Consider the following 23,793-nt stretch of genomic DNA (forward strand, 5'->3'; position numbering starts at 1 on the left):
AGAAACACCCCCCGGCCGCAAGGCCATCATGCCAAATAATCACCACCTCATGAAGAAAAATTGCCCGCTCCGCCGTAGGCTTGAAATTAAATTACGACCTCCCGCCACATTGTTTCCATTCCTTTCATTCTGGGGCCCGCCGGCACTTTCCGCCGTTTTCGGCGATTGATCGCCTTCATTTCTCCATTATGGTCCTTCCGCAGTCTCATTCGCATTGGAAACCGCATGTTTTTCGCTTCCGACAACTGGGCCGGCGCCCATCCCGACATCGCACAGAGCCTCGTGACGGCGGCCGGCGGCTTCGCCCCGGCCTATGGCGCCAGCGACCTCGACAAGCGTGTGGAAAAGGCCTTTTCGGAGATTTTCGAGCGCGACGTCGCCGTCTTCTTCGTCGGCACGGGCACGGCGGCGAATTCCCTGGCGCTCGCCAGCTTCAACCGTCCGGGCGGCCAGGTCTTCTGCCACCGCGAAGCGCATGTGAATGTCGACGAATGCAACGCACCGGAATTCTTCGCTTCCGGTGCCAAGCTGGTGCCGATCGACGGCCCCGCCGGCAAGCTCTCCCCGGACGCCCTTGCCGCCGCCATCGGCCGCTTCCCGCCGGATTTCGTGCATGGCGGCCAGCCGATGGCCGTCACCATCACCCAGGCCACCGAAGCCGGCACCGCCTATACGCTCGACGAGATCGCCGCCCTCTCCGACGTCACGAAGGCAGTAAACCTGCCGCTGCACATGGACGGCGCGCGTTTCGCCAATGCGCTCGTCCATCTTGACGCGACGCCGGCCGAGATGACCTGGAAGCGCGGCGTCGACATCCTCTCCTTCGGCGGCACGAAGAACGGCTGCTGGTGCGCCGAGGCGCTGGTGCTGTTCGATCCCGGCAAGGCGCAGCAGATGCATTTCCTGCGCAAGCGCTCGGCCCAGCTCTTCTCCAAGTCCCGCTTCATCGCCGCCCAGTTCGATGCATATTTCAAGGACGGCCTCTGGCTCACCCTCGCCCGTCATTCCAACGCCATGGCCGCGCGCCTTGCGGCCGGTTTCGAGACCTCCGACACGGCCCGCCTCGCCTGGCCGACCGGATCGAACGAACTCTTCGTCGTCATCCGCAACGACGCGATGAAGGCCCTGAAGGAGAAGGGAGCCGTCTTCTACGACTGGCCCGCCGGCCCTGAGCTGAAGGCGACCATGCGCGCGGACGAAACGCTGATCCGGCTCGTCACGAGCTTCGCCACGAAGGAAGCCGACGTCGACGACTTCCTCTCGGCGCTCTGATCGGCATTACCGGACACAAAAAAAGCGGTGCCCTGCGGCACCGCCCTTCTTCATTCCCGGGAAAGCGCAGGATCAGTTGGTCTGCGCTTCGATCTGCTTGGCGTCGCGCTGGACGGCCGTGATCTCGATACGGCGCGGCTTGGCGGCTTCCGGGATCTCGCGAAGGAGATCGATGTGGAGGAGGCCGTTCTTCAGCGAGGCGGCGCGCACTTCCACATGATCGGCGAGCTGGAAGCGGCGCTCGAAGGCGCGCTTGGCAATGCCGCGGTAGAGAAACTGGCTGTCTTCGGCTGCCTCGTCCTTCTTCTCGCCCTTGACCGTCAGCGCATGTTCGCTCGCCTCGATGGAGAGCTCGCTCTCGTCGAAACCAGCCACCGCCATGGTGATGCGGTAGGTGTTTTCGCCGGTACGCTCGATGTTGTAGGGCGGGTAGCTCTGGGCCTGGTCAGGCTGGCCGAGGCTGTCGAGCATGGTGAAGAGACGGTCGAAGCCGACGGTGGAACGATAGAGGGGGGAGAAATCGACGTGACGCATGGTGTCCTCCTTTAGAGCAACGGTTGCGATCTTTCTGAAGGCTGCCCCTGATTTCCGAAGGTGCAGCCCGGTTCATCCGGCCCCGTCCCATTCTGGCGGCGGAAGCCTCGACGGACCCTGTTGGCGTCCGTGACGTTGAGATGGGAATGGATTTTCGACCGTTCAAGGGGTCCCGGGCAACCGAAAAGACGAGGCCAAAAAAATTTCGAGATGAACGGCGGATGAACGGCGGCTTCGGACAGCGTTCAGATTGGCCCTGCTAGAACGGCAGCATCAGAAGCGAAAACTTCTGACGACCGGGGTGTAACGTCCCTTCCTTCCCGGTCAAATTACGCCGGACTGCATGTGAAGCCACCCCCGTGCCGCATGCAGCCGGCTTTTTTCTTTGACGGCACTGGCGCCAGCGCCTATCCATCGATCATCGACGCCCGCCGAGACCCGCCTGCGCCATGGATTCCATCCTCAACGCCACCGCCGACAATCCCGTTCCGGAGAACCATTTCGCCGGCTTCCTGGAGGGCAGCGGCGGCGTGAATATCCGCTATGCGGTGTTCCGTTCGAACGAGCGCGAGGCCAAGGGCACGGTCGTGCTGCTGCAGGGCCGCAGCGAATGCATCGAGAAATATTTCGAGACGATCAACGACCTCACCGCCCGCGGCCTCTGGGTCGCCACCTTCGACTGGCGCGGCCAGGCCGGCTCCGACCGGCTGATACCGGGCAGCCGCACCGGCCATATCCTGCGCTTTTCCGACTACGAGGCCGATCTCTCGCTCTTCCTGGAGAAGATCGTGCTGCCGGATGCCCGCCTGCCCTTCTTCATCGTCGCCCATTCGACCGGCGCGCTTGTCGCCCTCTCCCAGGCACCGCTGCTCGAAAACCGCATCGAGCGCATGGTGCTCGCCGCCCCCTTCATCGCGCTCGCCGGCCAGTCGATGAGCCAGCGCAAGATCACCGTCATCGCCCGGCTGGCCTCGCTGCTGGGTCTCGGCAAGCACACCTTCCGCAAGGGCGATCCGCCGCTCGACTTCGCACACAACATCGTGACGTCGGATCCGCGGCGCTTCGCCCGCAATGCGGCAATCTTCGCCGAGCATCCGGAGCTTTCCATCAGTTGGCCGAGCGCCCGCTGGCTGAACGAGACGCTGAAGACCATGGCGCGCGTGACGCACCAGGACCATCTGACACGCATCCGCATTCCCACCCTGCTGCTTTGCCCGACACGGGACGCCCTCGTGCCGCGCAAGGCGATCGGCGATCTCGCGCGCATCTTCCGCGCCGCCCGCCTCATCGAGATCGACGGCGCACGCCACGAACTGTTCCAGGAGGCCGACCGCTACCGCGCGCAGGCACTCGCTGCGATCGACGCCTTCATTCCAGGAAGCGACGCCGAGCGGACCGGGCTCGGCGCCTGACCGGCACCCTCGGATCAAGCGCTATCGAGGAGTGCGCGAAGAGAATATCTAAGCCCGCAGCAACGCCATCGCCTCGTCATAGACCTTGCGGCTGCCGGCGGCGATGATCTCGCCGCCCATTTCCGCCGGGCCACCGTCCCAGGCGGTGATGATGCCGCCGGCCTGCTCGATGACCGGGATGAGGCCGCCGACGTCATAGGGCTTCAGCCCGCATTCGACGACGAGGTCGATATGGCCGGCGGCGAGCAGCGCATAGGCATAGCAATCGACGCCGTAGCGGAAGAGCCGCACCTTCCCCTGCACGGTCTCGAACCGCGTCTTGCGGCTGTCCGTGAAGAGATGCGGCGAGGTGGTGAAAAGGATCGCATCGGACAGGCCGTTGCACGGCCGCGTCGACAGCGCCTTGCGGCCGTCCGGCCCGGCATAGTGGGACACCTTGCCGTCGGCGAAATAGCGTTCGCCGGTGAAGGGCTGGTCGATCAGCCCCATGACGGCCTCGCCATTGCGGTAGAGGCCGATCAGCGTGCCCCAGACCGGCACGCCGGAAATGAAGGCCCGCGTGCCGTCGATCGGGTCGATGACCCAGACATATTCCCGGTCGAGACCGACCGAACCATGCTCTTCGCCGAGGATGCCATGCTCCGGAAAATGCTGCTCGATCAGCGCGCGGATCGCCAGTTCCGCCGCCCGGTCGCCCTCTGTCACGGGATCGAAGCCGGCAGCCTCCTTGTTGACGATATCGGCACCGGCGCGGAAGCGCGGCAGGGTTTCCTTGCCGGCGGCATCGGCAAGACGGTCGAAGAAGGCGCGATCAGGCAACATGGGGGATCTCTCGGAGGGGCTGCGGACCGCCTCTCCTTACTGCATCGCCACGAAAAACGGAACCGGATTGACGCGGAAGCCTGCACGGAAGGGGCAACGGGAATTGCTTAACGGATCGCAAATTTGTCCCGCGGTTGCGCTTGACATTTGTGCAGCGCAATATTATTGTTTTCTTACAGTCATTCGTGGCTGTAAATACCCTCCTTGGGTGTTTCCTCCCTAGACTTAACCGCGCCCCAAGCGCGGTTTTTTTTGACGGGAGGCCAGCCTATTCCGCGGCCAGCGCCCGGTCGGCGGCGTATTCCTCGACATGGTCGGAAAAATCCTGCAGGAAGGCCGAGATCGCCGTCTGCAGCACCGCGAAGTCCGGCCGCTTGGCCAGCGTCGTCTCGTCGACATAGAGGCCGCGGTTCACCTCGATCTGCAGCGCATGCAGCCCCTTGGCCGGCCGGCCGTAATGCTCGGTTATGAAGCCCCCCGCATAGGGCTTGTTGCGCACCACGGAAAAGCCCATGTCCTCCAGAAGCCGCATCGCGGTGCGCGAAAGCTCGCCCGACGCGCTGGTGCCGTAGCGATCGCCGATGATGAAGTCGGGCCGCATGCCCGTGCCGGAGACGCGGATATTGCCCGGCATCGAATGGCAGTCGATCAGCACCGAGAAGCCGAAGGTGACATGGGTGCGCACGACGAGGCGGCGCAGGCACGCATGATAGGGCTTGTAGACGGTCTCCACCCGCTCCAGCGCCTCCTCCACGGGAAAACGCTGGCGGTAGATTTCCATGTTCTCGGCGACGACCCGCGGCACGGTGCCGAGCCCGCCGGCGACCCGGATCGAATTGATATTCGCATAGGAGGGCAGCACGCCCTCGAACATGCGCGGATCGAGCTCGTAGGGTTCGCGGTTGACGTCGAGCCAGGCGCGCGGGAAGTGTGCGACCAGCATCGGCGCGCCGAGCGCCGGCGCGACCGAGAAGAGCTCGTCGACATAGTGATCCTCCGAGCGGCGGATGCCGAGCGAATCGAGGCGCGACTGCGCCAGGAAGCTCTGTGGATAACGTCGCCCGCTATGAGGAGAATTGAAGACGAGGGGCACGCTCTGCGAAACCGGTTCCAGCACTTCGAAGTGGCTGTTTTCGCTGAGAGCCTCCGCCATTGTTGTCCTTTACCATGCCTTCAAGTCATTGCGTCCGCCATGTTGCCAGCGGCCACCTCGCGTGTCCATACTGAGAAACGAGGGATAAGGGCTTGCCCTCACCCATTCACCGGATATTTACCGGAATACGCTCTTGTAACAGAACCGCCCGTCCGCGGGCAGACAACCTTAGCAACGGTTCCCGAATTCCATGACACCCAAGATTCTCCTCGCAGAAGACGACAACGATATGCGCCGGTTCCTCGTGAAGGCGCTCGAAAAGGCGGGCTACCAGGTGCTGTCCTACGACAACGGCGCCAGCGCCTACGACCGGCTTCGCGAAGAACCCTTCTCGCTGCTCCTGACCGACATCGTCATGCCGGAGATGGATGGTATCGAACTCGCCCGCCGCGCGACGGAACTCGACCCGGACCTGAAGGTCATGTTCATCACGGGCTTCGCCGCCGTGGCGCTCAACCCGGATTCCAAGGCCCCGAAGGACGCCAAGGTTCTGTCCAAACCGTTCCACCTGCGCGATCTCGTTGAAGAAGTCAACAAGATGCTGGCCGCCTAACCCCCGGAAAAGACCGCAAAATCGGCCCGTAAAAAAAGCTTCAAAAAGCTATTGACGCGCCTCGGGGTTTTGTGGTCTATGCGCCTCATCGGATGGGCGTGTAGCTCAGCGGGAGAGCACTACGTTGACATCGTAGGGGTCACAGGTTCAATCCCTGTCACGCCCACCATTCGAATTCCAAAGGCCTTGCGGGAAACCGGAAGGCCTTTTGCTTTTCCGGTCGTCCGGCCTGCCGAAGAGGGTGAACGACCGCCGGGTCGGGCTTCCAGCGGCCCGCTCCCGATCCCCTTCCGCTTGGAAAACGCCAACGCTTCCTCACGCCTGTTTCGTGCTCATCGCCTGGCGGCGTGGAAATACACATATGCCGCGCAGGAAACAGTTGACGGCGGTGGCTGTTTTGCGGTCAAATGATGGTCGGCTCAAGTCGCATATTGCACGCCGGATCGGCGCCAAGCAGGTGAGATTGCACCTGAATCCGGCAAGTCGGCCACATGCGGCGCACGCGCTTCCTCGTAGGATTACCCCAGAAAACCGTAAAGTGTTTATCGCCCCGCTATGCTTGCGACCGTCTGTCGCTCTACCAAAGATGGCGCACCCCGTTGGAGGACGGGAATTCGGAAGGTCGATGGAATGGGAGGAGTATCCATGAGCGACGCATCCAGCATACACCCGGTGGACGAGAAACTGCCTACGGGCAGGCTCGCGACGCTGGGCATCCAGCACGTACTCGTCATGTATGGCGGCGCCGTCGCCGTGCCGCTTATCGTCGGGCGCGCCCTGCAGCTCAGCCCGCAGGACGTCGCGTTCCTGATTTCCGCCGACCTCTTCGTCTGCGGCCTCGTCACCATCATCCAGTCGCTCGGCTTCGGCCGGCATGTCGGCATCCGCCTGCCCGTCATGATGGGCGTCACCTTCGCCTCCGTCGGCCCGATGGTCTCCATGGCGACCATGACGCCGGGCACGGAGGGCGCGCGCATGATCTTCGGCGCCATCATCGGCGCCGGCTTCATCGCCCTCCTGATCGCGCCCCTGATGGGCCGGTTGCTGCGCTTCTTTCCGCCCGTGGTGACGGGCACCATCATCCTCGTCATCGGCGTCTCGCTGATGCGCGTCGGCATCAACTGGACCTTCGGCAATCCCTTCGGCCCGACCGCGCCCAAGCTGGTCGACCCGGCGCATGCCGAATGGCTCGCCCAGATGAAGACGCTCGCCGAAAGCGGCGGCCCGCCGGTTCCGAGCGGCTTTGCGATCGCCCCGACGGTGTCCAACCCGATCTATGCCGAGCCGAGCCATATCGCGCTGTCGGCGCTTGTGCTCGTCTCGATCCTCGCCATCGCCCGCTTCGGCCGCGGCCTCATCAGCAACATCGCCGTCCTCAGCGGCGTCGTCATCGGCTGCGTCGCCGCGTCGATCCTCGGCATGATGCATTTCGACCGCGTGGCCGATGCCGGCTGGTTCGCCGTCGTCACGCCGCTGCGCTTCGGCATGCCGATCTTCGACCCCGTGCTGATCGCCACCATGACGCTCGTCATGATCGTCGTGATGATCGAATCGACGGGCATGTTCCTGGCGCTCGGGGAAATCACCGGCCGGCCGGTCTCCCAGCAGAACCTGACGGCGGGCCTGCGTGTCGACGGCATCGGCACGATGATCGGCGGCCTGTTCAACACCTTCCCCTATACGAGCTTCTCGCAGAATGTCGGCCTTGTCGGCGTCACCGGCGTGAAGAGCCGCTATGTCTGCGTCGCAGGCGGCATCATCATGATCGTCCTCGGACTGATCCCGAAGATGGGCGCCCTCGTCGAAGCCGTGCCGACCTTCGTCCTCGGCGGCGCCGGCCTCGTGATGTTCGGCATGGTGGCCGCGACGGGCGTGCGCATCCTCACGACGGTGGACTTCAAGTCCTCGCGCAACAACCTCTTCGTGGTTGCCGTCTCCATCGGCTTCGGCCTGATCCCGCTGCTCGCCCCGAACTACCTGATGTGGCTGCCGCATGCGATCCATCCCATCATCGAATCGGGCATCGTGCTCGCCTCCATCGTCGCCGTCCTGCTGAACGCCTTCTTCAACGGCGTGCGCTTCGAGCAGTCCGATGCCGTCGAGGCCGCCCGCATGGCCGACAGCCACTGAGAGCCCATTCATCGAATGAGAACCCGGCCTGCTCAGCGCAGGCCGGTTTTTTTCGTGCACAAGGCCCCGACCGGCATTTTCCCCATCCCGCTTCCAAGGCATAGCAAAGAGGGGGGCGCATGCGCGCTGCCGGAAAACACCGGTTCCAGGAGCAGGCATGGCCGGCATCATTCATGGGCGCGAAGCGCTCGTCTTGGCTGTCACACTCTGGACGGCGCTTTCCATCAACGATTTCCTGCTGCTTTCCGAGGGCTTCCTGCTGCTCGCGCCCGGCTGGCTGAGCAGCATTCTCCTGGCGCTGCTCCTGGCGCTGGTGCTTCAGCGATTGCAGAACCTGCCGCGGGAAAGGGCGCTCGGCCTCGGCGTGCTCGCGGTGCTGGTGGTTGCCGCAAGCCAGGCAGCGTTCGATGTCACCGCGATCGTGACGCTGGGTCCGCATCTGCTGCCCGGCGGCCTCGGCGTGCCCGGCTTTGCGATCGCCGATACGTTCGACGAGGCCGTCCTGCAGTTTCGCATGAGCCTGCTGTGGAACGTCGTGACCTTCGGCTTCTATGCCGCCGCACTCGCACTGCTCAATGCCGAGCGGCGCAAGCTGGACGCGGAAATGCGGGCGCTGCGCTACGAGCTCAATCCGCATTTCCTCTTCAACACGCTGAATTCCGTGGCCGGTCTCATCGAGGAGGGATCAGCCGGGCGGGCGGACCGCATGGTCCTGTCCCTGTCGCGCTTCCTGCAGACGACGCTCTCGCTCGATCCGCTGCATGACGTGCCGCTGGCCGAGGAGATCGCCCTCCAGCGCGACTATCTTGCGATCGAACAAGAGCGCTTTGCCGATCGCATGCGCTTCGACATCCGGCTGCCGGACGCGCTTGCGGCCGCGCTGGTTCCCAATCTCATCCTCCAGCCGCTGATCGAAAACGCCGTCAAGCATGGCGTTTCGGCATCCCGAAAGCCCGTGGCCATTCTGCTGGATGCGCGACAGGAAGCGGATCGCCTGATCCTCACCGTCGAAAACGACCTGCCGGAAACGGACGCAATCCCGCACAAGCCGCCGGGCATGGGCGTCGGCCTGCGGAACATCACCGACCGGTTGCAGGCGCGCTTTGCCAGCCGCTGGCGCTTCTCGTCTGGCTCGACAGCCGAAGGGCGCTACCGGGCTTCGATCGAGATCCCGCTGAGATGGGCCTGATGGAATTTCCCTCGGGGAGAACGGTGCAGTTCCCGCGCTCGGCCGGAACCGCACGCGCGTATCAGTTCAGCGGAATCTGAAGGCCGCTCGAGGCCGGCGGGCGGGCATAGGTCGTGTTGTTCGACGCGGTCGTGCTGCATCCTGCCAGCGACAGGACCGCGAGCGCGGCGACGACGAAACCGGTGATGGGGCGCATGAATCTCTCCTTTGCGATCTGCCTGTAAGACATAGGCACGACGAAGACCCGCGTCCACCACGGCGCGGGAAGGAAACAGCCCGTGCAGGGCACGCGGCCTTCCACGACAGACTCGCCCCAGCCGACGGACCACGGATTCTCCCCCTTCGTCCTTCGTCATGGCGCGTCGGCGCGGTCCATCAGGCCGGAAATGTCACGCGCGGCAAGATCGAGAATGTGGCGTGAGCACGCCTCCGCCCGCGCACCATCCCGCAGGCGCAGCGCATCGACCAGCGCCCGGTGCACCCCGAGCGCCTCGTCGTGGCGTTCCGTCGCCCGGTTGGAGGCATGCAGCGCATAGGAAAGGGCCGCGTGGATGATCGAGGAAAGCTGATGGAAGACCTGGTTGTGGCTGGCCTTCAACAGCGTCTCGTGGAAGCGCGCATCGGCGGCGGTGAAAGCTTCGAGGTCACCTTCGGCATCGCTCATGTCGTCGCAGGCCCGCTCCAGATCGGCGATCTCCTGCGCCGTCGCGCGTGCGGCGGCAAGGAAGGCCGCGGCCGGCTCGACGGTGCGGCGCGCTTCGAGAATGGAGCCGAGAAGCTCGGCGGACAGCACATCCGGCCCCATCCATTCGAGGATCTGCGCGTCGAGCACGTTCCATTCCGACCGGTCGCAGACAAGCGTGCCGACCCGGGGCCGGCCGCGCACGAGGCCTTTGGTCTCCAGCACCTTCAGCGATTCGCGGATGACGGTGCGGCTGACGCCGTAGGTTGCGCACAGATCGCTCTCACGCGGCAGCACCGCACCCGGCGGGAAACGTCCGCCGCAGATATCGCCGCCGATCGCCGCGGTCACATTGTGACGCACCCGCGGCCGGCGCGATAACGGCCGCTGCGCCTGTCTTGCCGGCTTGTCCGCCACGCTGCCTCCATCACTTCGGTCATTGATCGTACAATTATGATATTATCATACGACAAATTGAAAGCGGGAACCATTATCGCCATTCGCACGGCACGGACAATTCCCAATATTGACTTTTGCTGACAAAGTGCATAATGCGCCGGTCCCAACGAAGGAGCCGCCATGCTTGCCGACCTCCCCCCCGTGCTCATCCTCAACCCGAAAGACAATGTCGGGGTCGTTCCCGCCAATGTCGATGCCGGCCGCATGCTGGTGAATGGCATCGCCGCCGCGGAGCGCATTCCGCGTGGGCACAAGGTGGCGATCGCGCTTATCGCGGAAAACGAGCCGGTGCGAAAATATGGCCAGATCATCGGCTATGCGACGCGGGCGATCCGCCCCGGCGAGCATGTCCACCTGCAGAACCTCGCCATTCTCGACGTGGCGTTGAAACACGAATTCTGCGTCGACAACGCCCCTCCGGTGATGGTGCCGGAGGCCGAGCGCCGCACCTTCGAAGGTTATGACCGCGGCAATGGCCGCATCGGCACCCGAAACTATATCGGCATCCTCTCCACCGTGAACTGTTCCGCCACGGTCTCGCGCTATGTCGCGGAGCATTATGCCCGCAGGTTCCGCGAGACCGGCCACGACAATATCGATGGCGTGGTGGCGCTCACCTATGGCGGCGGCTGCGCGCTGAACCTGAAATCCGAGGGCGGGCGCATCCTCACCCGCACCTTCAAGGGCTATGCCCGCAACCCGAATTTCGGCGGCATCCTGATGATCGGCCTCGGCTGCGAGACCTTTCAGTACGGCCCGCTCGTCGAGGAGGCCGGGCTGGAAGAAGGCAAAACCTTCCGCACCATGATGATCCAGAACCAGGGCGGAACGCGCAAGACCATCGAGGCGGCCTGCGCGATGATCGACGACATGCTGCCGGATGTCGGCCGCATCCGCCGCACGCCGCGGCCCCTGTCGGGCATCAAGCTGGCACTGGAATGCGGCGGCTCGGACGGCTATTCCGGCATTTCCGCCAACCCGGCGCTCGGCGTCGCCTCGGACCTCTTGGTGAAGGAGGGCGCGACGGCGGTGCTGTCCGAAACGCCGGAAATCTACGGCGCCGAACATCTCCTCACCCGCCGCGCCGCCCGGCCGGAGGTCGCGGAAAAGCTGCTCGCCCGAATCGACTGGTGGCGGGACTATACCGCGAAGAACGATGCCGAACTCAACAACAACCCCTCGCACGGCAACAAGGCCGGGGGGCTCACGACCATCCTGGAAAAATCGCTCGGCGCGGTCGCCAAGAGCGGTTCCATGCCGCTCAACGCCGTCTACGAATATGCCGAGGAGGTGACGGAACCGGGCTTCGTCTTCATGGATACGCCCGGCTACGACCCCGCCGCCGTGACCGGCCAGATCGCCGGCGGCTGCAATCTCGTCGCCTTCACCACCGGCCGCGGCTCGGTCTCCGGCTACAAGCCGGCGCCCTGCATCAAGATCGCCACCAACACGACGATGTACGAGCACATCAAGGAGGACATGGACATCAATTGCGGCACGATCGTCGACGGCACCGAGACGATCGAGGAGGCCGGCCGGCGCATCTTCGAGTTCGTCATCGAAACCGCCTCCGGCCGCAAGACGGCGAGCGAGGCCTTCGACTACGGCGACAACGAATTCGTGCCCTGGCAGGTCGGCGCCATCACCTGATCGTCAGGTGTGCATGACGATGTTGACGAGCGTGCCGGCGGGATCGCGCACGAAGAAACGCCGCACGCCCCAGGGCTCGTCCGCCGGCCCGTATTCCACGGCATAACCGCCTTCGAGGACCGCCGCATAGGCGGCCTCGACATCGTCGACCTCGACCGAAAGACCCGGCACCGGCGTGCCCGAGCCACCCTCCGAGGCAAAGCTGACCTGCAGCGGCATGCGGTCCTGCGTACCATAGGTGGCGATCCAGCCGTGATCCATCAGCAGTTCCAGCCCGAGCACCTCGCGATAGAAGCGGGCGACAATCGCCGGATCGGCCGTTTCGATATTCGCGACGATGCGTTTGACCTTCATGGATCCTCCTTACCGCACGACGGGCGTCGCATAGGCCGGCATGTCCGGCCGGTGTGCCGCGCGCACCTCCGCGACGCGCTCGATCACCTTGGGCAGCGCAACCGTGATGTGGTGACGGAGCGTTTCGGCCGCGCGTGTCCGGTCGTCCACATCGAGCGCGCGGAATACCGCCAGGTGCTCGGCGATGAAGGGCTCGTCGGCGGGCATGCGGTGCGAAACGCCGATAATGTGCTTGCTGACATTCAGCATGAAGCGGGCGCGCCGCAACGCGATCAGCAGTTCGCGGTTCGGGCAGTAGCCGAGGCAGGTGATGTGCAGGTCGGTTTCAAGACCGTCCATCGCCTCGACGGAGAGAGCCGGATAGGCAGCCAGCGCCTCCTCCAGCCGCTGCGTCATGGCACGACGCTCGACCGGCGGGATGAAGGGCGCGGCCCGGCTCAGCGCCAACGGCTCCAGCGCGATGCGGATGTCGTGCAGGTCGTACATGCGCTGTTCGTCGAGCGGCACCAGCGTCCAGCGCATGCGCTCGTCCTTTTCCACGATGCCGAGCGCTTCGAGGCGGGTCAGCGCGTCGCGCGCCACCTGCCGGCCGACGCCGCGCGCACGCGCGAGCTCCACCTCGTTGATCCGGTGGCGGCCGAAGACGGAGAGATGCACCATCTCCCGCTCCAGGTTCTCGTAGATCGCCTCCCAGGCCGGCGCCTTGCGCAGGGCCGGCGCCTCTTCGTCAAGGCCGAGCATCTCGGCCGTCAGCACCACCCGCTTCGGCCCGCCGCGCCCCTGCCCCACCAGGAAACCGCGCCCGTCGAAACGCCGGATCTGCCCCGCCGCCTCCAGGAGCGCGAACGCCTGGCGGACCGGCGTGCGGGTGGAGGCAAAGAGCGTTGCGACCGGCCCCTCCAGAAGGAGGGCCCCCTTCGGCAGCCGTCCGGAGGCAATCGCTTCCGCCAGCACCTCGCGGATGCGCAGATAGAGCGGGCTCTTGTCGAGCGCCCCTTCGGCGCTTTCCGCGCCCGTTTCCGCCAAAGCTTGCCCTGTGCCGATCATGGCGCGGACCATCGCATGAATGCACCGTGCCGACAACGGTCATGTCCGCCGCAGGCCGCGGCAAGGAAATTGCGTCGCACCGGCAAAAAATCTCCATTCCTTTCGTGACGCGCGGGGTGTTTTGCGCTAGGGAACCCTGCTGAGGCTCGCAATGCGGCCCGAAAAAGCCCATATGTCAGCCGCGTCCACTCGAGGAATTGACCATGCCCGCATATCGCTCCCGAACCACCACCCACGGCCGCAACATGGCCGGTGCCCGCGGCCTCTGGCGCGCGACCGGCATGAAGGATACGGACTTCGGCAAGCCGATCATCGCGGTGGTGAACTCCTTCACCCAGTTCGTGCCCGGCCATGTGCACCTCAAAGACCTCGGCCAGCTCGTCGCCCGCGAGATCGAGAAGGCCGGCGGCGTTGCCAAGGAATTCAACACGATCGCCGTCGACGACGGCATCGCCATGGGCCATGACGGCATGCTCTATTCGCTGCCGAGCCGCGAGATCATCGCCGACTCGGTCGAGTACATGGTCAACGCGCACTGCGCCGACGCCATGGTCTGCATCTCGAACTGCGACAAGATCACCCCCGGCATGCTGAACGCCGCCATGCGCCTCAACATTCCCGCCGTCTTCGTTTCCGGCGGCCCGATGGAGGCCGGCAAGGTCGTGCTGCATGGCAAGACCCACGCGCTCGACCTCGTCGACGCCATGGTCGCGGCGGCCGACGACAATATCTCCGACGAGGACGTCAAGGTCATCGAGCGTTCCGCCTGCCCGACCTGCGGCTCCTGCTCCGGCATGTTCACCGCCAATTCGATGAACTGTCTGACCGAAGCCCTCGGCCTGTCGTTGCCGGGCAACGGCTCCACGCTCGCGACCCATGCCGACCGCAAGCGCCTCTTCGTCGAGGCCGGCCATCTCATCGTCGACCTCGCCCGCCGCTACTACGAGCAGGACGACGACAGCATCCTGCCGCGCTCGGTCGCCAACAAGAAGGCCTTCGAGAACGCCATGTCGCTCGACATCGCCATGGGCGGCTCGACCAACACGGTGCTGCACATCCTGGCCGCCGCCCATGAAGGCGGCATCGATTTCGATCTCGACGACATCGATGAACTGTCGCGCCGGGTGCCGTGCCTCTCCAAGGTCGCGCCCGCCAAGCAGGACGTGCATATGGAGGACGTGCACCGCGCCGGTGGCATCATGCGCATCCTCGGCGAACTCGACCGCGGCGGCCTCATCCACCGCGACACGCCGACCGTGCATGCCGAGACGCTGGGCGACGCCATCGACCGCTGGGACATCACCCGCACCAGCAGCGAGACCGTGCGCACCTTCTTCCGCGCCGCACCCGGCGGCATCCCGACCCAGATCGCCTTCAGCCAGGAAGCGCGCTGGGACGAGCTGGACACCGACGGCGAGAAAGGCGTCATCCGCTCCGTCGAGCATCCGTTCTCGAAGGATGGCGGCCTGGCCGTGCTCTCCGGCAACATCGCGCTCGACGGCTGCATCGTGAAGACCGCCGGCGTCGATGAATCGATCCTCAAGTTCTCCGGCCCCGCCGTCGTCTTCGAAAGCCAGGATGCAGCGGTGAAGGGCATTCTCGGCGGCGAGGTGAAGGCCGGCGACGTCGTCGTCATCCGCTACGAAGGCCCGAAGGGCGGCCCGGGCATGCAGGAAATGCTCTATCCGACGAGCTACTTGAAGTCGAAGGGCCTCGGCAAGGCCTGCGCGCTGATCACCGACGGGCGCTTCTCCGGCGGCACGTCCGGCCTTTCCATCGGCCATGCCTCGCCCGAAGCGGCGCAGGGCGGCGCGATCGGCCTCGTGCGCCAGGGCGATCTCATCGAGATCGACATCCCCAACCGCACGATCAACCTTGCGGTTCCGGAAGCGGAACTCGCCGCCCGCCGCGCCGAGCAGGACAAGCTCGGCTGGAAGCCGGCCGCCCCGCGCAGGCGCAACGTCACGACGGCGCTGAAGGCCTATGCCGCCTTCGCCGCCAGCGCCGACAAGGGCGCCGTGCGCATCCTGCCGGAGTAAGAAGTTCGCCGGGCGCTGGACCTATCCGGCGCCCGGCCGATTCTCACAGGTGGCGCGTCTCGGCCGGCGTGTTCCACCAGGCATTGTTCCGTCCGTCGAAATACTGGACCGGCAGTTCCGCCAGTTCGCCCTGCTCGATGTCGTCCAGGCAGGCGACGTTTATCGAGACATAGGCCCCGCCGATCGCCTCGATATAGCCATGCCCGAAGGGCGAGACGCCGCAGGTCCTGCAGAAGCGGTGGTGCCCGCTCATCGTGCCGAACTGGTAGTCGCCAAGATCCGCCTCGTCGCATTGCAGGCGAAAGGCGTCCGGCTTGATCTGGGCGCCCCAATAGCGCTTCTTCGAGCAGATCGAGCAATTACACCGACCCGTGCCGGCGGAGAGATCGATATCGGCCTCGTAGCGGATTTTCCCGCAGTGGCAGCTTCCCTTGTAGGTCCTCAACATGATGCTCTCCTCGCTTGCGCTACTGGCGCCAAAATGACAATATACTGTCAAAATCACCCTCGCAGAATGACAGTATGTTGTCAATATGAGTCCTGATCGCACCCCCGCTGGCGATGCCTTCGCCACCTTCGCCATCTCGATCCTGCGCCTTGCCGGGCATTTGCAAACCGCTGGCGATGCGCTGGCCAAACCGGCCGGCCAGACGAGCGCCCGCTGGCAGGTGCTTGCCGCCGCCGACCATGCGCCGATGTCCGTCGCCGATGCCGGGCGGGCGCTCGGCATGACACGGCAGGGCGTGCAGCGCGTCGCCGATCTCCTCGAAAGGGACGGTCTGATCGTCTATGCCGAAAATCCTGCCCACCAGCGCGCCAAGCTGATGGTTCTGACGGATGGCGGCAAGGTGGTGCTTGCCGCCATCCGGGCACGCCAGGCGGTGTGGGCGGATGCACTCGGCGAGGCGCTCGGCGAAAAGGTACTACTCCAGGCAACCGAAACCGTCATCGCCGCGTTACAGGCCGTCGAGAAACAGTCCATCCCGGAGCGGTGAAGGCGGCGCGCGCTTTGACATGGGCAAGAAATGTTGATACCAACTTATTTGTCGAAAGCCCGCGAAAGAGGAGTTCCGAGCATGAGACCGAACCACGAGGTCGTATCCAGAAAGGAATGGCTGATTGCCCGTAAAGCGCTGCTGGCGCTTGAAAAGGAGGAGACGAAGCTGCGCGACAAGGTGCGCGCCGAACGCCTCGCCCTTCCCTGGGTCAAGGTCGACAAGACCTATACCTTCGACACGCCCGATGGCGAGAAGACGTTGGCCGACCTGTTCGACGGCCGCAGCCAGCTCATCGTCTACCATTTCATGTATGGCCCCGACTGGGATGCCGGCTGCCCCGGCTGCTCCTTCATGGCGGACCATGTCGACGGCATGCTGCCGCATCTCAACAACCACGACGTCACGATGATCGCCGTCTCCCGCGCCCCGCTGGAGAAGCTTGAGGCCTACAGGAAGCGCATGGGCTGGAAATTCCCCTGGGTGTCCGCCTATGGCAGCGATTTCAATTTCGACTATCATGTCTCCTTCACGAAGGAGGAGCTGGCGAGCGGCAAGGTCATCTACAATTACCGCGAGACGGACGCGGCGGATGCGCATGACGAGCTTCCCGGCCTCAGCGCCTTCTTCAAGGACGAGGACGGCACCGTCTACCATACCTATTCCGACTATGCCCGCGGCGGCGAGGAGGCGCTCGGCACGCTGATGATCCTCGACCGCGCACCGAAGGGCCGCAACGAGACCGGCACGCTCAGCTTCGTCAAGCGCAAGGACGAATATGCAGGGACGCAGAAGACATCATCCTGCTGCGACTGAACCCGCCGACCGCGAGAAGGCCAACCGAAAGAAGGGACGACCGCATGCACAAGGACTATGGCACGTTCTGCTGGTATGAACTCATGACGCCCGACGTGCCCGCCGCCGAGCGGTTCTATGCGTCGGTCGTCGGCTGGTCGACGCGTGATTCCGGCATGGAGGGCATGGACTACACCCTCGCCTATGCCGGCGAGAACCAGGTGGCCGGCCTGATGACGCTGCCGGCGGAGGCGGAAGGCATGCCGCCGATGTGGATGGGCTACATCTTCACCGACCGGATCGAGGAGACGCTGCGGGACATCGAGGCCAATGGCGGAAAGATCTGCCGCCAGCCGCAGGACATTCCCGGCATCGGCCGCTTCGCCGTCGCGAGCGATCCGCACGGCGCCGTCTTCTCGCTCTTTTCCACCGAGGACGAAGGTCCCCAACAGCCCGGCATGATGACGCCCGGCCATATCGGCTGGAACGAGCTGATGGCCGGCGACCTCGACAGCGCCTGGGAATTCTATTCGAAAACCTTCGGCTGGACGAAGGATACGGCCGTCGACATGTCGGACGCCGGCATGGGCACCTACCAGACCTTCGCCGTGCGCGGCGGCGACGCGATCGGCGGCATGATGACCAACCCGCCCGGCGCGCCCGCGCCGCCCTTCTGGGGCTACTATTTCGTCGTCGAAGGCCTCGATGCCGCCGGAAAGCGCGTGACGGACGGCGGCGGCCAGATCGTCATGGGTCCGATGGAAGTGCCCGGCGGCGCCTGGATCCTCAATTGCGTCGATCCCCAGGGCGCCTATTTCTCGCTGGTTTCGATGAGCCGCTGAGCCTTGGCCACGCGGGGCGGCCCGGCCGCCCCGTCTTTCCACAGCCTTCATCAAACCGTCATGGAGTCGTCACGACGGGACGGTATGGATGGACTGTCAGAACCGGACAGGCTCCGGCCGCAGGATGCGCTTTCTGACAGCCGATAGCGGCATGATCTGTAGCTGCGTATTCTTTCAGAAATCATCCTATGCGTCTTTCCCTCAAGCTTTCGCTTGCAGCCCTGCTGCTGGCCGTCATCGCCATTTCCGCGACCAGCGTCGCAAGCCTTACGCTAAGCGCCAGCCAGTCGGCCGCAGCCGCCGTGACGAAGCTGGAAACGCTCGCCGACGGCCGGCGCAACGAGGTGGCGCAATATCTGCAATCGATCGTCAAGGAGACGCGCGACCTCGCTGGCCAGAAAGTGGTCGCCAAGGCGCTCGACGACCTGTCCGGCGCGTTCGGCGGCATCGAGGGCGACCGCACAGGTGAACTGCACCGCCGCTACGGCGGCAAGGCCGATCTCAAATCCGCCGAGGTCGACACGTTCGACCAGTTGCACGGCCGCTACCATGGCTTCTTCCAGCGCAATGCCGAGACACTTGGTTTTGACGACATGCTGCTGGTCAATCTCAGCGGCGACGTGGTCTATTCCCTGAAGAAACACGGCGATTTCGGCAGCAATGTCGTGAACGACCCGGCGCTCAAGGATACCGGCCTTGCCAGGGTGTTTGCGGAGGCTGCGCCCGGCACGGACACGGCCATCGTCTCCTTCGGCGATTTCGAGGCTTACGCCCCCGCCGGTCGCGCCACCGCCTTCCTCGCCGCCCCGGTCTCCTCCGTCGCCGGCAAGATCGGCGTGCTCGTGGTCGCGCTGCCGACCGAGCGCATCACCGCAAAGCTGAACAATCCGGTCGGCCTTGGCGAAACCGGTGAGGCCATGCTGCTGAACGCGGAAGGCGACCTCCTCACCCGCCCCTCGCATGGCGTGGACGCCGACGTGTTCGCCATGCGCATCGCTCCGGATCTTCTGACGGCCGCCGATGGCGCGGCGATCGCCAGTGCGACCCTGCCCGATCACCGCGGCCACGAGGCGAAACTCGCCGCCGCGCGCTTCGATTTCCTCGGCCGTACCTGGACGGTTGCCGCGGTCATGGCCTCCAGCGAGGTCTTTGCCGGCCTCAACCGCCTCATCAACTGGACCCTGCTGATCTCGTTCGGCGTGCTCGCCGTCACGGCGGCCGTCGGCTTCCTCTTCGCCAGCCGCCTTTCGCGCCCGATCACCGCCCTCGTTTCCGACATGAACCACCTGGCGGGCGGTGACACGACCATCGCCTGCAACGGCAGGGACCGCCGCGACGAGATCGGTGACATGGCGCGCTCCGTCGTCGTCTTCCGCGATGCGGCGATCGAAAAGGAACGCCTGCAGCGGGAAACAGCGACGATGCGCGAGGACGCCGAAAGCGAACGCGCCGCGCGCGACGCCGCCAGACAGGTGGAGGACGCCGAGACGGAAGCAGCCGTGCAGCACCTTGCCGAAGCGCTGCAGCACCTCGCTCGCGGCGACCTGACACGGCGCATCGACAGGCCCTTCATCGCCGCGCTCGATCGCATCCGCACGGATTACAACGCCTCCATCGAACGGCTCGCCGAAGCCATGACCACGGTGCGCGTCAACACGCACCGCATCCGTGACGATTCCGGCGAGATGCAGGAAGCGCTGATGCAGCTTTCCACCCGCACCGAGCGCCAGGCCGCCTCGCTCGGCGAGGCCGCGACGGCGCTTGCCGAGATGACGCAGGCCGTGCAATCCGCCGCCGAGCGCACGACGGTCGCCGAACGCCTCGCCTCCGACACCAAGAAGAGTTCGGCCGCCTCCGAGCAGGTCGTCGACAACGTCGTCGGCGCCATCGGCAAGATCGAGGCCTCCTCGCACGAAATCGGAAACATCATCGGCGTCATCGACGACATCGCTTTCCAGACGAACCTCCTGGCACTGAATGCCGGCGTGGAGGCCGCCCGTGCCGGCGAAGCCGGCAAGGGCTTTGCCGTCGTCGCCCAGGAAGTACGGGAGCTTGCCCAGCGCACTGCGAGCGCCGCCCGCGAAGTGAAGGCGCTGATCACCAAATCCGCCGACGAGGTGGCGCGCGGGGCGGGCCTCGTGCGCGAGACCGGCAGCGTGCTGCGCGACATCGCCGGCAAGGTCCATGCGATCGACGCCGAGATCAAGGAGATCGCCCGCGCCGCCCGCGATCAGTCCACCGGCATCCACGAGATCAACACGACGATCCGCCAGCTCGACACGGTCACGCAGCAGAACGCCGCGATGGTCGAGGAAAGCAGCGCCGTCACCCACCGTCTCACGGATGAATCGGCGACACTCGCCCGCTTGGTCGGCCAGTTCGAGATCCCGCACGAGACGCCGGCGGCACCGCCGCTGCTCCAACGCATCGCCTGAGCAGCCGGAAGCGTGCGCCATTCCCGCTTGCAATCTCTCTTCGCATTGCACAAACTCCTCGCGATGGCGGCAGAAGACCGTCACCGAGGGGAAAAAGAGAGCGCATGTCGATCAAGGCCGGTATCTACCACCTCACCCATTACAAATACGACAACCCGGTCCGTCTCGGACCCCAGATCATCCGGCTGAAGCCGGCGGCGCATTCCAAGACCAAGGTCATCAGCCATTCGCTGAAGGTCTCGCCGGAAAACCACTTCGTGAACCTCCAGCAGGATCCCTACGGCAACTACCTCGCCCGCTACGTCTTCCCCGATCCGGTCACGGAACTGAAGATCGAGGTCGACCTCGTCGCCGACATGACGGTCTACAATCCGTTCGACTTCTTCGTGGAGGAGGAGGCGGAACACTGGCCCTTCGACTATCCGGAGGACCTGCGCGAAGACCTGAAGATCTACCGCACCCCCGAGCCGATGGGGCCTGAACTGGAAGCCTTCATGGCGAGCGTCGACCGCTCGCGCCAGCGCACGGTGGACATGGTCGTCGGCCTGAATGCGCGTCTCCAGCAGCAGGTGGGCTACGTCATCCGCATGGAGCCGGGCGTGCAGACGCCGGAGGAGACGCTGACGACCGCAAGGGGCTCCTGCCGCGATTCGAGCTGGCTGCTCGTGCAGATCCTGCGCAATCTCGGCTTTGCCGCCCGCTTCGTCTCCGGCTATCTCATCCAGTTGACGCCGGACCTGAAGGCGCTCGACGGCCCCTCCGGCACGGAGGTCGATTTCACGGACCTGCATGCCTGGTGCGAGGTCTATATCCCCGGCGCCGGCTGGATCGGCCTCGACCCGACCTCGGGCCTTTTGACCGGCGAAAGCCACATCCCGCTCGCCGCCACCCCGCACTACCGCAACGCCGCGCCAATTTCCGGCGGTTATTTCGGTGAGGCGAATACCGAGTTCGACTTCGCCATGACGGTGGATCGCGTCGCCGAGCATCCGCGCATCACCAAACCCTTTTCCGACGAGAGCTGGGAGGCGCTGAACGCGCTCGGCCACGAGGTGGATTCGGTCCTCGCCGCAAACGACGTCCGCCTCACCATGGGCGGCGAACCGACCTTCGTCTCCATCGACGATTTCGAATCCGACGAATGGAACACCGCAGCCGTCGGCCCGACCAAACGAGAGAAGGCCGACCAGCTGATCCGTCGCCTGCGGCAGCGCTTCGCCCCCGGCGGCTTCCTGCATTACGGCCAGGGCAAATGGTATCCCGGCGAGAGCCTGCCGCGCTGGACCTTCTCGCTCTACTGGCGCCGTGACGGCCGGCCGATCTGGCAGAATCCGGATCTGATCGCCGAAGAAGGCAGTGATGCGGATGTCGGGGAGGCCGATGCCAAGGCCGTACTGACCGGCATCGCCGAGGAACTCGGCGTCGAACCGGACATGGTGCAGCCGGCCTATGAAGACCCCGCCGAGTGGATCATCAAGGAAGGCAATCTTCCCGAGAATGTCGATCCGTCGAACTCGAAGCTCGAAAATCCGGAAGAACGCAGCCGCATCGCCCGCGTCTTCGAACGCGGCCTCACCACGCCGACCGGCCATATCCTGCCGGTCCAGGCCTGGAACGCACGCGCCGGCGGGCGGCGCTGGGTCAGCGAAAGATGGCGCACGCGCCGCGGCAAGATCTTCCTGGTTCCCGGCGACAGCCCCGTCGGCTACCGCCTGCCGCTCGGCGCCCTGCCCTATCTTCCGCCCTCCGGCTACCCCTACATCAACCCGGCCGACCCTTCCGAGAGCAAGCCGCCGCTGCCGGATTATTCCGAACCCGGCCGCACGATGGCCGCGGCCTCGTTCCAGGCGAGCGAGGCCGGGCAGGACCGCGTCGAGCAGGTCCGCAGCGAAATCGTCGGCGCGGTGCGCACGGCGATGAGCGTCGAGGCGCGCGATGGCCGGCTCTCGATCTTCATGCCGCCCGTCGAGCGGGTCGAGGACTATCTCGACCTCGTGACCGCCGCCGAGCGGGCGGCCGACCGGCTCGGCCTGCCCGTCCATATCGAAGGCTACGCCCCGCCGCAGGACGAACGCCTCAACGTCATCCGCGTCGCGCCCGATCCCGGCGTCATCGAGGTCAACATCCATCCCGCATCCGGCTGGCAGGATTGCGTCGACATCACCAGCATCGTCTACGAGGAGGCGCGCCAGTCCCGCCTCGGCGCCGACAAGTTCATGATCGACGGCCGCCACACCGGCACCGGCGGCGGCAACCATGTGGTCGTCGGCGGCAGGAACCCGAACGACAGCCCGTTCCTACGCCGTCCGGACCTCCTGAAGAGCCTCGTCCTGCACTGGCAGCGCCATCCCTCGCTCTCCTACCTCTTCTCCGGCCTCTTCATCGGCCCGACCAGCCAGGCCCCGCGCATCGACGAGGCCCGGCACGATTCGCTCTACGAGATGGAGATCGCGCTCGCCCAGGTGCCTGCGCCGGGCGAGGGTGCGCCGCCGCTGCCCTGGCTCGTCGACCGGCTGTTCCGCAACCTCCTGACCGACGTCACCGGCAACACGCACCGTTCGGAAATCTGCATCGACAAGCTGTTTTCGCCGGACGGGCCGACAGGCCGGCTCGGCCTCGTCGAATTCCGCGGCTTCGAAATGCCGCCGAACGCCCGCATGAGCCTGGCCCAGCAATTGCTGATCCGCGCGCTCATCGCCCGGTTCTGGCTGAACCCGGCCAAGGGGAGCTTCGTGCGCTGGGGCACCACGCTGCACGACCGCTTCATGCTGCCGCACTATGTCTGGCAGGATTTTCTCGACGTCATCGCCGACCTCAAGGCGAACGGCTTCGACCTCCGGCCCGAATGGTTTTCCGCCCAGCTCGAATTCCGCTTCCCCTTCTGCGGGGAGGTCGAATACGAGGGCGCGAACCTTGAGGTGCGCCAGGCGCTGGAACCCTGGCATGTCATGGGCGAACAGGGCGCGATCGGCGGCACCGTGCGCTATGTCGATTCGTCCGTCGAACGGCTGCAGGTGAAGCTGGAGACGGTCAATCCGGAGCGCTACACCGTCGCCTGCAACGGCCGGCCCTTGCCGCTGAAGCAGACCGGCACGAAGGGCGTTTCCGTCGCGGGCGTGCGCTACAAGGCCTGGCAACCGGCCTCGGGCCTGCATCCGGTGCTGCCCGTCAACACACCGCTTACTTTCGACATTTATGATACATGGTCGCGGCGGGCGATCGGGGGCTGCATTTACCACGTTGCCCATCCGGGTGGACGCAACTATGACACCTTCCCGGTCAACGGCAACGAGGCCGAGGCGCGCAGGCTGGCGCGGTTCGAGCCCTGGGGGCACAGGACGGGTGGCTATACGCTGTGGCCGGAAACACCGTCGGCGGATTTCCCGCTGACGCTGGATCTGCGCCGGCCGCCCGGCATCTGACCTCCGTT

20 protein-coding genes and 1 tRNA gene are annotated in these 23,793 nt (G+C 65.1%); 13 read left to right on the forward strand and 8 right to left on the reverse strand.

The window, feature by feature from the left end:
* Window positions 1–225 precede the first annotated feature (225 nt).
* A complete protein-coding gene (locus tag shn_RS15390) occupies window positions 226–1,272 on the forward strand; it encodes a low specificity L-threonine aldolase (RefSeq protein ID WP_064331177.1) in 1,047 nt (348 codons plus the stop codon).
* A 72-nt stretch (window positions 1,273–1,344) separates the two neighbouring features.
* Here the strand turns inward: shn_RS15390 and shn_RS15395 are convergent, their stop codons facing one another.
* Window positions 1,345–1,806, reverse strand: coding sequence for an Hsp20 family protein (locus shn_RS15395; RefSeq protein WP_064331178.1), 462 nt, complete (start codon window positions 1,804–1,806; stop codon window positions 1,345–1,347).
* Between the two features lie 449 nt (window positions 1,807–2,255).
* On the opposite strand from shn_RS15395, the gene shn_RS15400 reads away from it, so the two are divergent.
* A complete protein-coding gene (locus shn_RS15400) occupies window positions 2,256–3,218 on the forward strand; it encodes an alpha/beta fold hydrolase (RefSeq protein WP_064331179.1) in 963 nt (320 codons plus the stop codon).
* A 48-nt stretch (window positions 3,219–3,266) separates the two neighbouring features.
* Here shn_RS15400 and hisN read toward each other — a convergent pair whose 3' ends face one another.
* Together hisN and shn_RS15410 are read right to left on the reverse strand one after the other, a co-directional pair.
* Complete coding sequence (gene hisN / locus shn_RS15405) at window positions 3,267–4,040, reverse strand: histidinol-phosphatase (protein ID WP_064331180.1); 774 nt, start codon at window positions 4,038–4,040, stop codon at window positions 3,267–3,269.
* Window positions 4,041–4,308: 268 nt separating this feature from the next.
* Window positions 4,309–5,193 (reverse strand): N-formylglutamate amidohydrolase, encoded by an 885-nt coding sequence (locus shn_RS15410; protein WP_064331181.1) that lies wholly within the window; start codon window positions 5,191–5,193, stop codon window positions 4,309–4,311.
* Window positions 5,194–5,383: 190 nt separating this feature from the next.
* Here shn_RS15410 and cpdR1 point away from each other — a divergent pair, with 190 nt between their 5' ends.
* From cpdR1 to shn_RS15430, 4 genes are all read left to right on the forward strand, one after another.
* Complete coding sequence (gene cpdR1, locus shn_RS15415; RefSeq protein WP_023512679.1) at window positions 5,384–5,746, forward strand: response regulator CpdR1; 363 nt, start codon at window positions 5,384–5,386, stop codon at window positions 5,744–5,746.
* Window positions 5,747–5,840: 94 nt separating this feature from the next.
* A tRNA-Val gene (locus shn_RS15420) sits at window positions 5,841–5,915 on the forward strand.
* Between the two features lie 476 nt (window positions 5,916–6,391).
* Window positions 6,392–7,876 (forward strand): nucleobase:cation symporter-2 family protein, encoded by a 1,485-nt coding sequence (locus tag shn_RS15425; protein ID WP_064331182.1) that lies wholly within the window; start codon window positions 6,392–6,394, stop codon window positions 7,874–7,876.
* Window positions 7,877–8,033: 157 nt separating this feature from the next.
* Window positions 8,034–9,065, forward strand: a complete 1,032-nt coding sequence (locus tag shn_RS15430; RefSeq protein WP_064331183.1) for a sensor histidine kinase — start codon at window positions 8,034–8,036, stop codon at window positions 9,063–9,065.
* Between the two features lie 61 nt (window positions 9,066–9,126).
* Here the strand turns inward: shn_RS15430 and shn_RS37445 are convergent, their stop codons facing one another.
* Entirely contained in the window at window positions 9,127–9,261 is a 135-nt protein-coding gene (locus shn_RS37445; RefSeq protein ID WP_256388472.1) for a hypothetical protein, read from the reverse strand.
* Window positions 9,262–9,417: 156 nt separating this feature from the next.
* Complete coding sequence (locus shn_RS15435) at window positions 9,418–10,164, reverse strand: FadR/GntR family transcriptional regulator (protein ID WP_064331184.1); 747 nt, start codon at window positions 10,162–10,164, stop codon at window positions 9,418–9,420.
* Window positions 10,165–10,326: 162 nt separating this feature from the next.
* On the opposite strand from shn_RS15435, the gene shn_RS15440 reads away from it, so the two are divergent.
* Window positions 10,327–11,856, forward strand: coding sequence for a UxaA family hydrolase (locus shn_RS15440; RefSeq protein ID WP_064331185.1), 1,530 nt, complete (start codon window positions 10,327–10,329; stop codon window positions 11,854–11,856).
* A 3-nt stretch (window positions 11,857–11,859) separates the two neighbouring features.
* On the opposite strand, the gene shn_RS15445 is transcribed toward shn_RS15440, so the two are convergent.
* Together shn_RS15445 and shn_RS15450 are read right to left on the reverse strand one after the other, a co-directional pair.
* Entirely contained in the window at window positions 11,860–12,210 is a 351-nt protein-coding gene (locus tag shn_RS15445; RefSeq protein ID WP_064331186.1) for a VOC family protein, read from the reverse strand.
* Between the two features lie 9 nt (window positions 12,211–12,219).
* On the reverse strand, window positions 12,220–13,257 hold the full coding sequence (locus shn_RS15450; RefSeq protein ID WP_168168919.1) for a GntR family transcriptional regulator: 1,038 nt from the start codon (window positions 13,255–13,257) through the stop codon (window positions 12,220–12,222).
* Window positions 13,258–13,460: 203 nt separating this feature from the next.
* On the opposite strand from shn_RS15450, the gene ilvD reads away from it, so the two are divergent.
* Window positions 13,461–15,296, forward strand: coding sequence for a dihydroxy-acid dehydratase (ilvD, locus tag shn_RS15455; RefSeq protein ID WP_064331187.1), 1,836 nt, complete (start codon window positions 13,461–13,463; stop codon window positions 15,294–15,296).
* Between the two features lie 43 nt (window positions 15,297–15,339).
* Here the strand turns inward: ilvD and shn_RS15460 are convergent, their stop codons facing one another.
* Window positions 15,340–15,744: a GFA family protein gene (locus shn_RS15460; RefSeq protein ID WP_064331188.1), complete on the reverse strand. Its 405-nt coding sequence runs from the start codon at window positions 15,742–15,744 to the stop codon at window positions 15,340–15,342.
* 85 nt (window positions 15,745–15,829) lie between these two features.
* Here shn_RS15460 and shn_RS15465 point away from each other — a divergent pair, with 85 nt between their 5' ends.
* The 5 genes from shn_RS15465 (at window position 15,830) to shn_RS15485 (ending at window position 23,785) form a co-directional block, all read left to right on the forward strand.
* Window positions 15,830–16,291: a MarR family winged helix-turn-helix transcriptional regulator gene (locus shn_RS15465; protein WP_064331189.1), complete on the forward strand. Its 462-nt coding sequence runs from the start codon at window positions 15,830–15,832 to the stop codon at window positions 16,289–16,291.
* A gap of 81 nt (window positions 16,292–16,372) precedes the next feature.
* Complete coding sequence (locus shn_RS15470; protein ID WP_064331190.1) at window positions 16,373–17,107, forward strand: thioredoxin family protein; 735 nt, start codon at window positions 16,373–16,375, stop codon at window positions 17,105–17,107.
* Between the two features lie 44 nt (window positions 17,108–17,151).
* A complete protein-coding gene (locus shn_RS15475) occupies window positions 17,152–17,928 on the forward strand; it encodes a VOC family protein (RefSeq protein WP_064331191.1) in 777 nt (258 codons plus the stop codon).
* A 188-nt stretch (window positions 17,929–18,116) separates the two neighbouring features.
* Window positions 18,117–20,363 (forward strand): methyl-accepting chemotaxis protein, encoded by a 2,247-nt coding sequence (locus tag shn_RS15480; RefSeq protein WP_064331192.1) that lies wholly within the window; start codon window positions 18,117–18,119, stop codon window positions 20,361–20,363.
* Between the two features lie 104 nt (window positions 20,364–20,467).
* Window positions 20,468–23,785 carry a DUF2126 domain-containing protein gene (locus shn_RS15485; RefSeq protein WP_064331193.1) on the forward strand — a complete coding sequence of 1,106 codons (3,318 nt, stop codon included), beginning with the start codon at window positions 20,468–20,470 and terminating at the stop codon, window positions 23,783–23,785.
* Window positions 23,786–23,793: the final 8 nt, after the last annotated feature.

It is taken from the genome of Shinella sp. HZN7, from assembly GCF_001652565.1.
Classification (GTDB): domain Bacteria; phylum Pseudomonadota; class Alphaproteobacteria; order Rhizobiales; family Rhizobiaceae; genus Shinella; species Shinella granuli.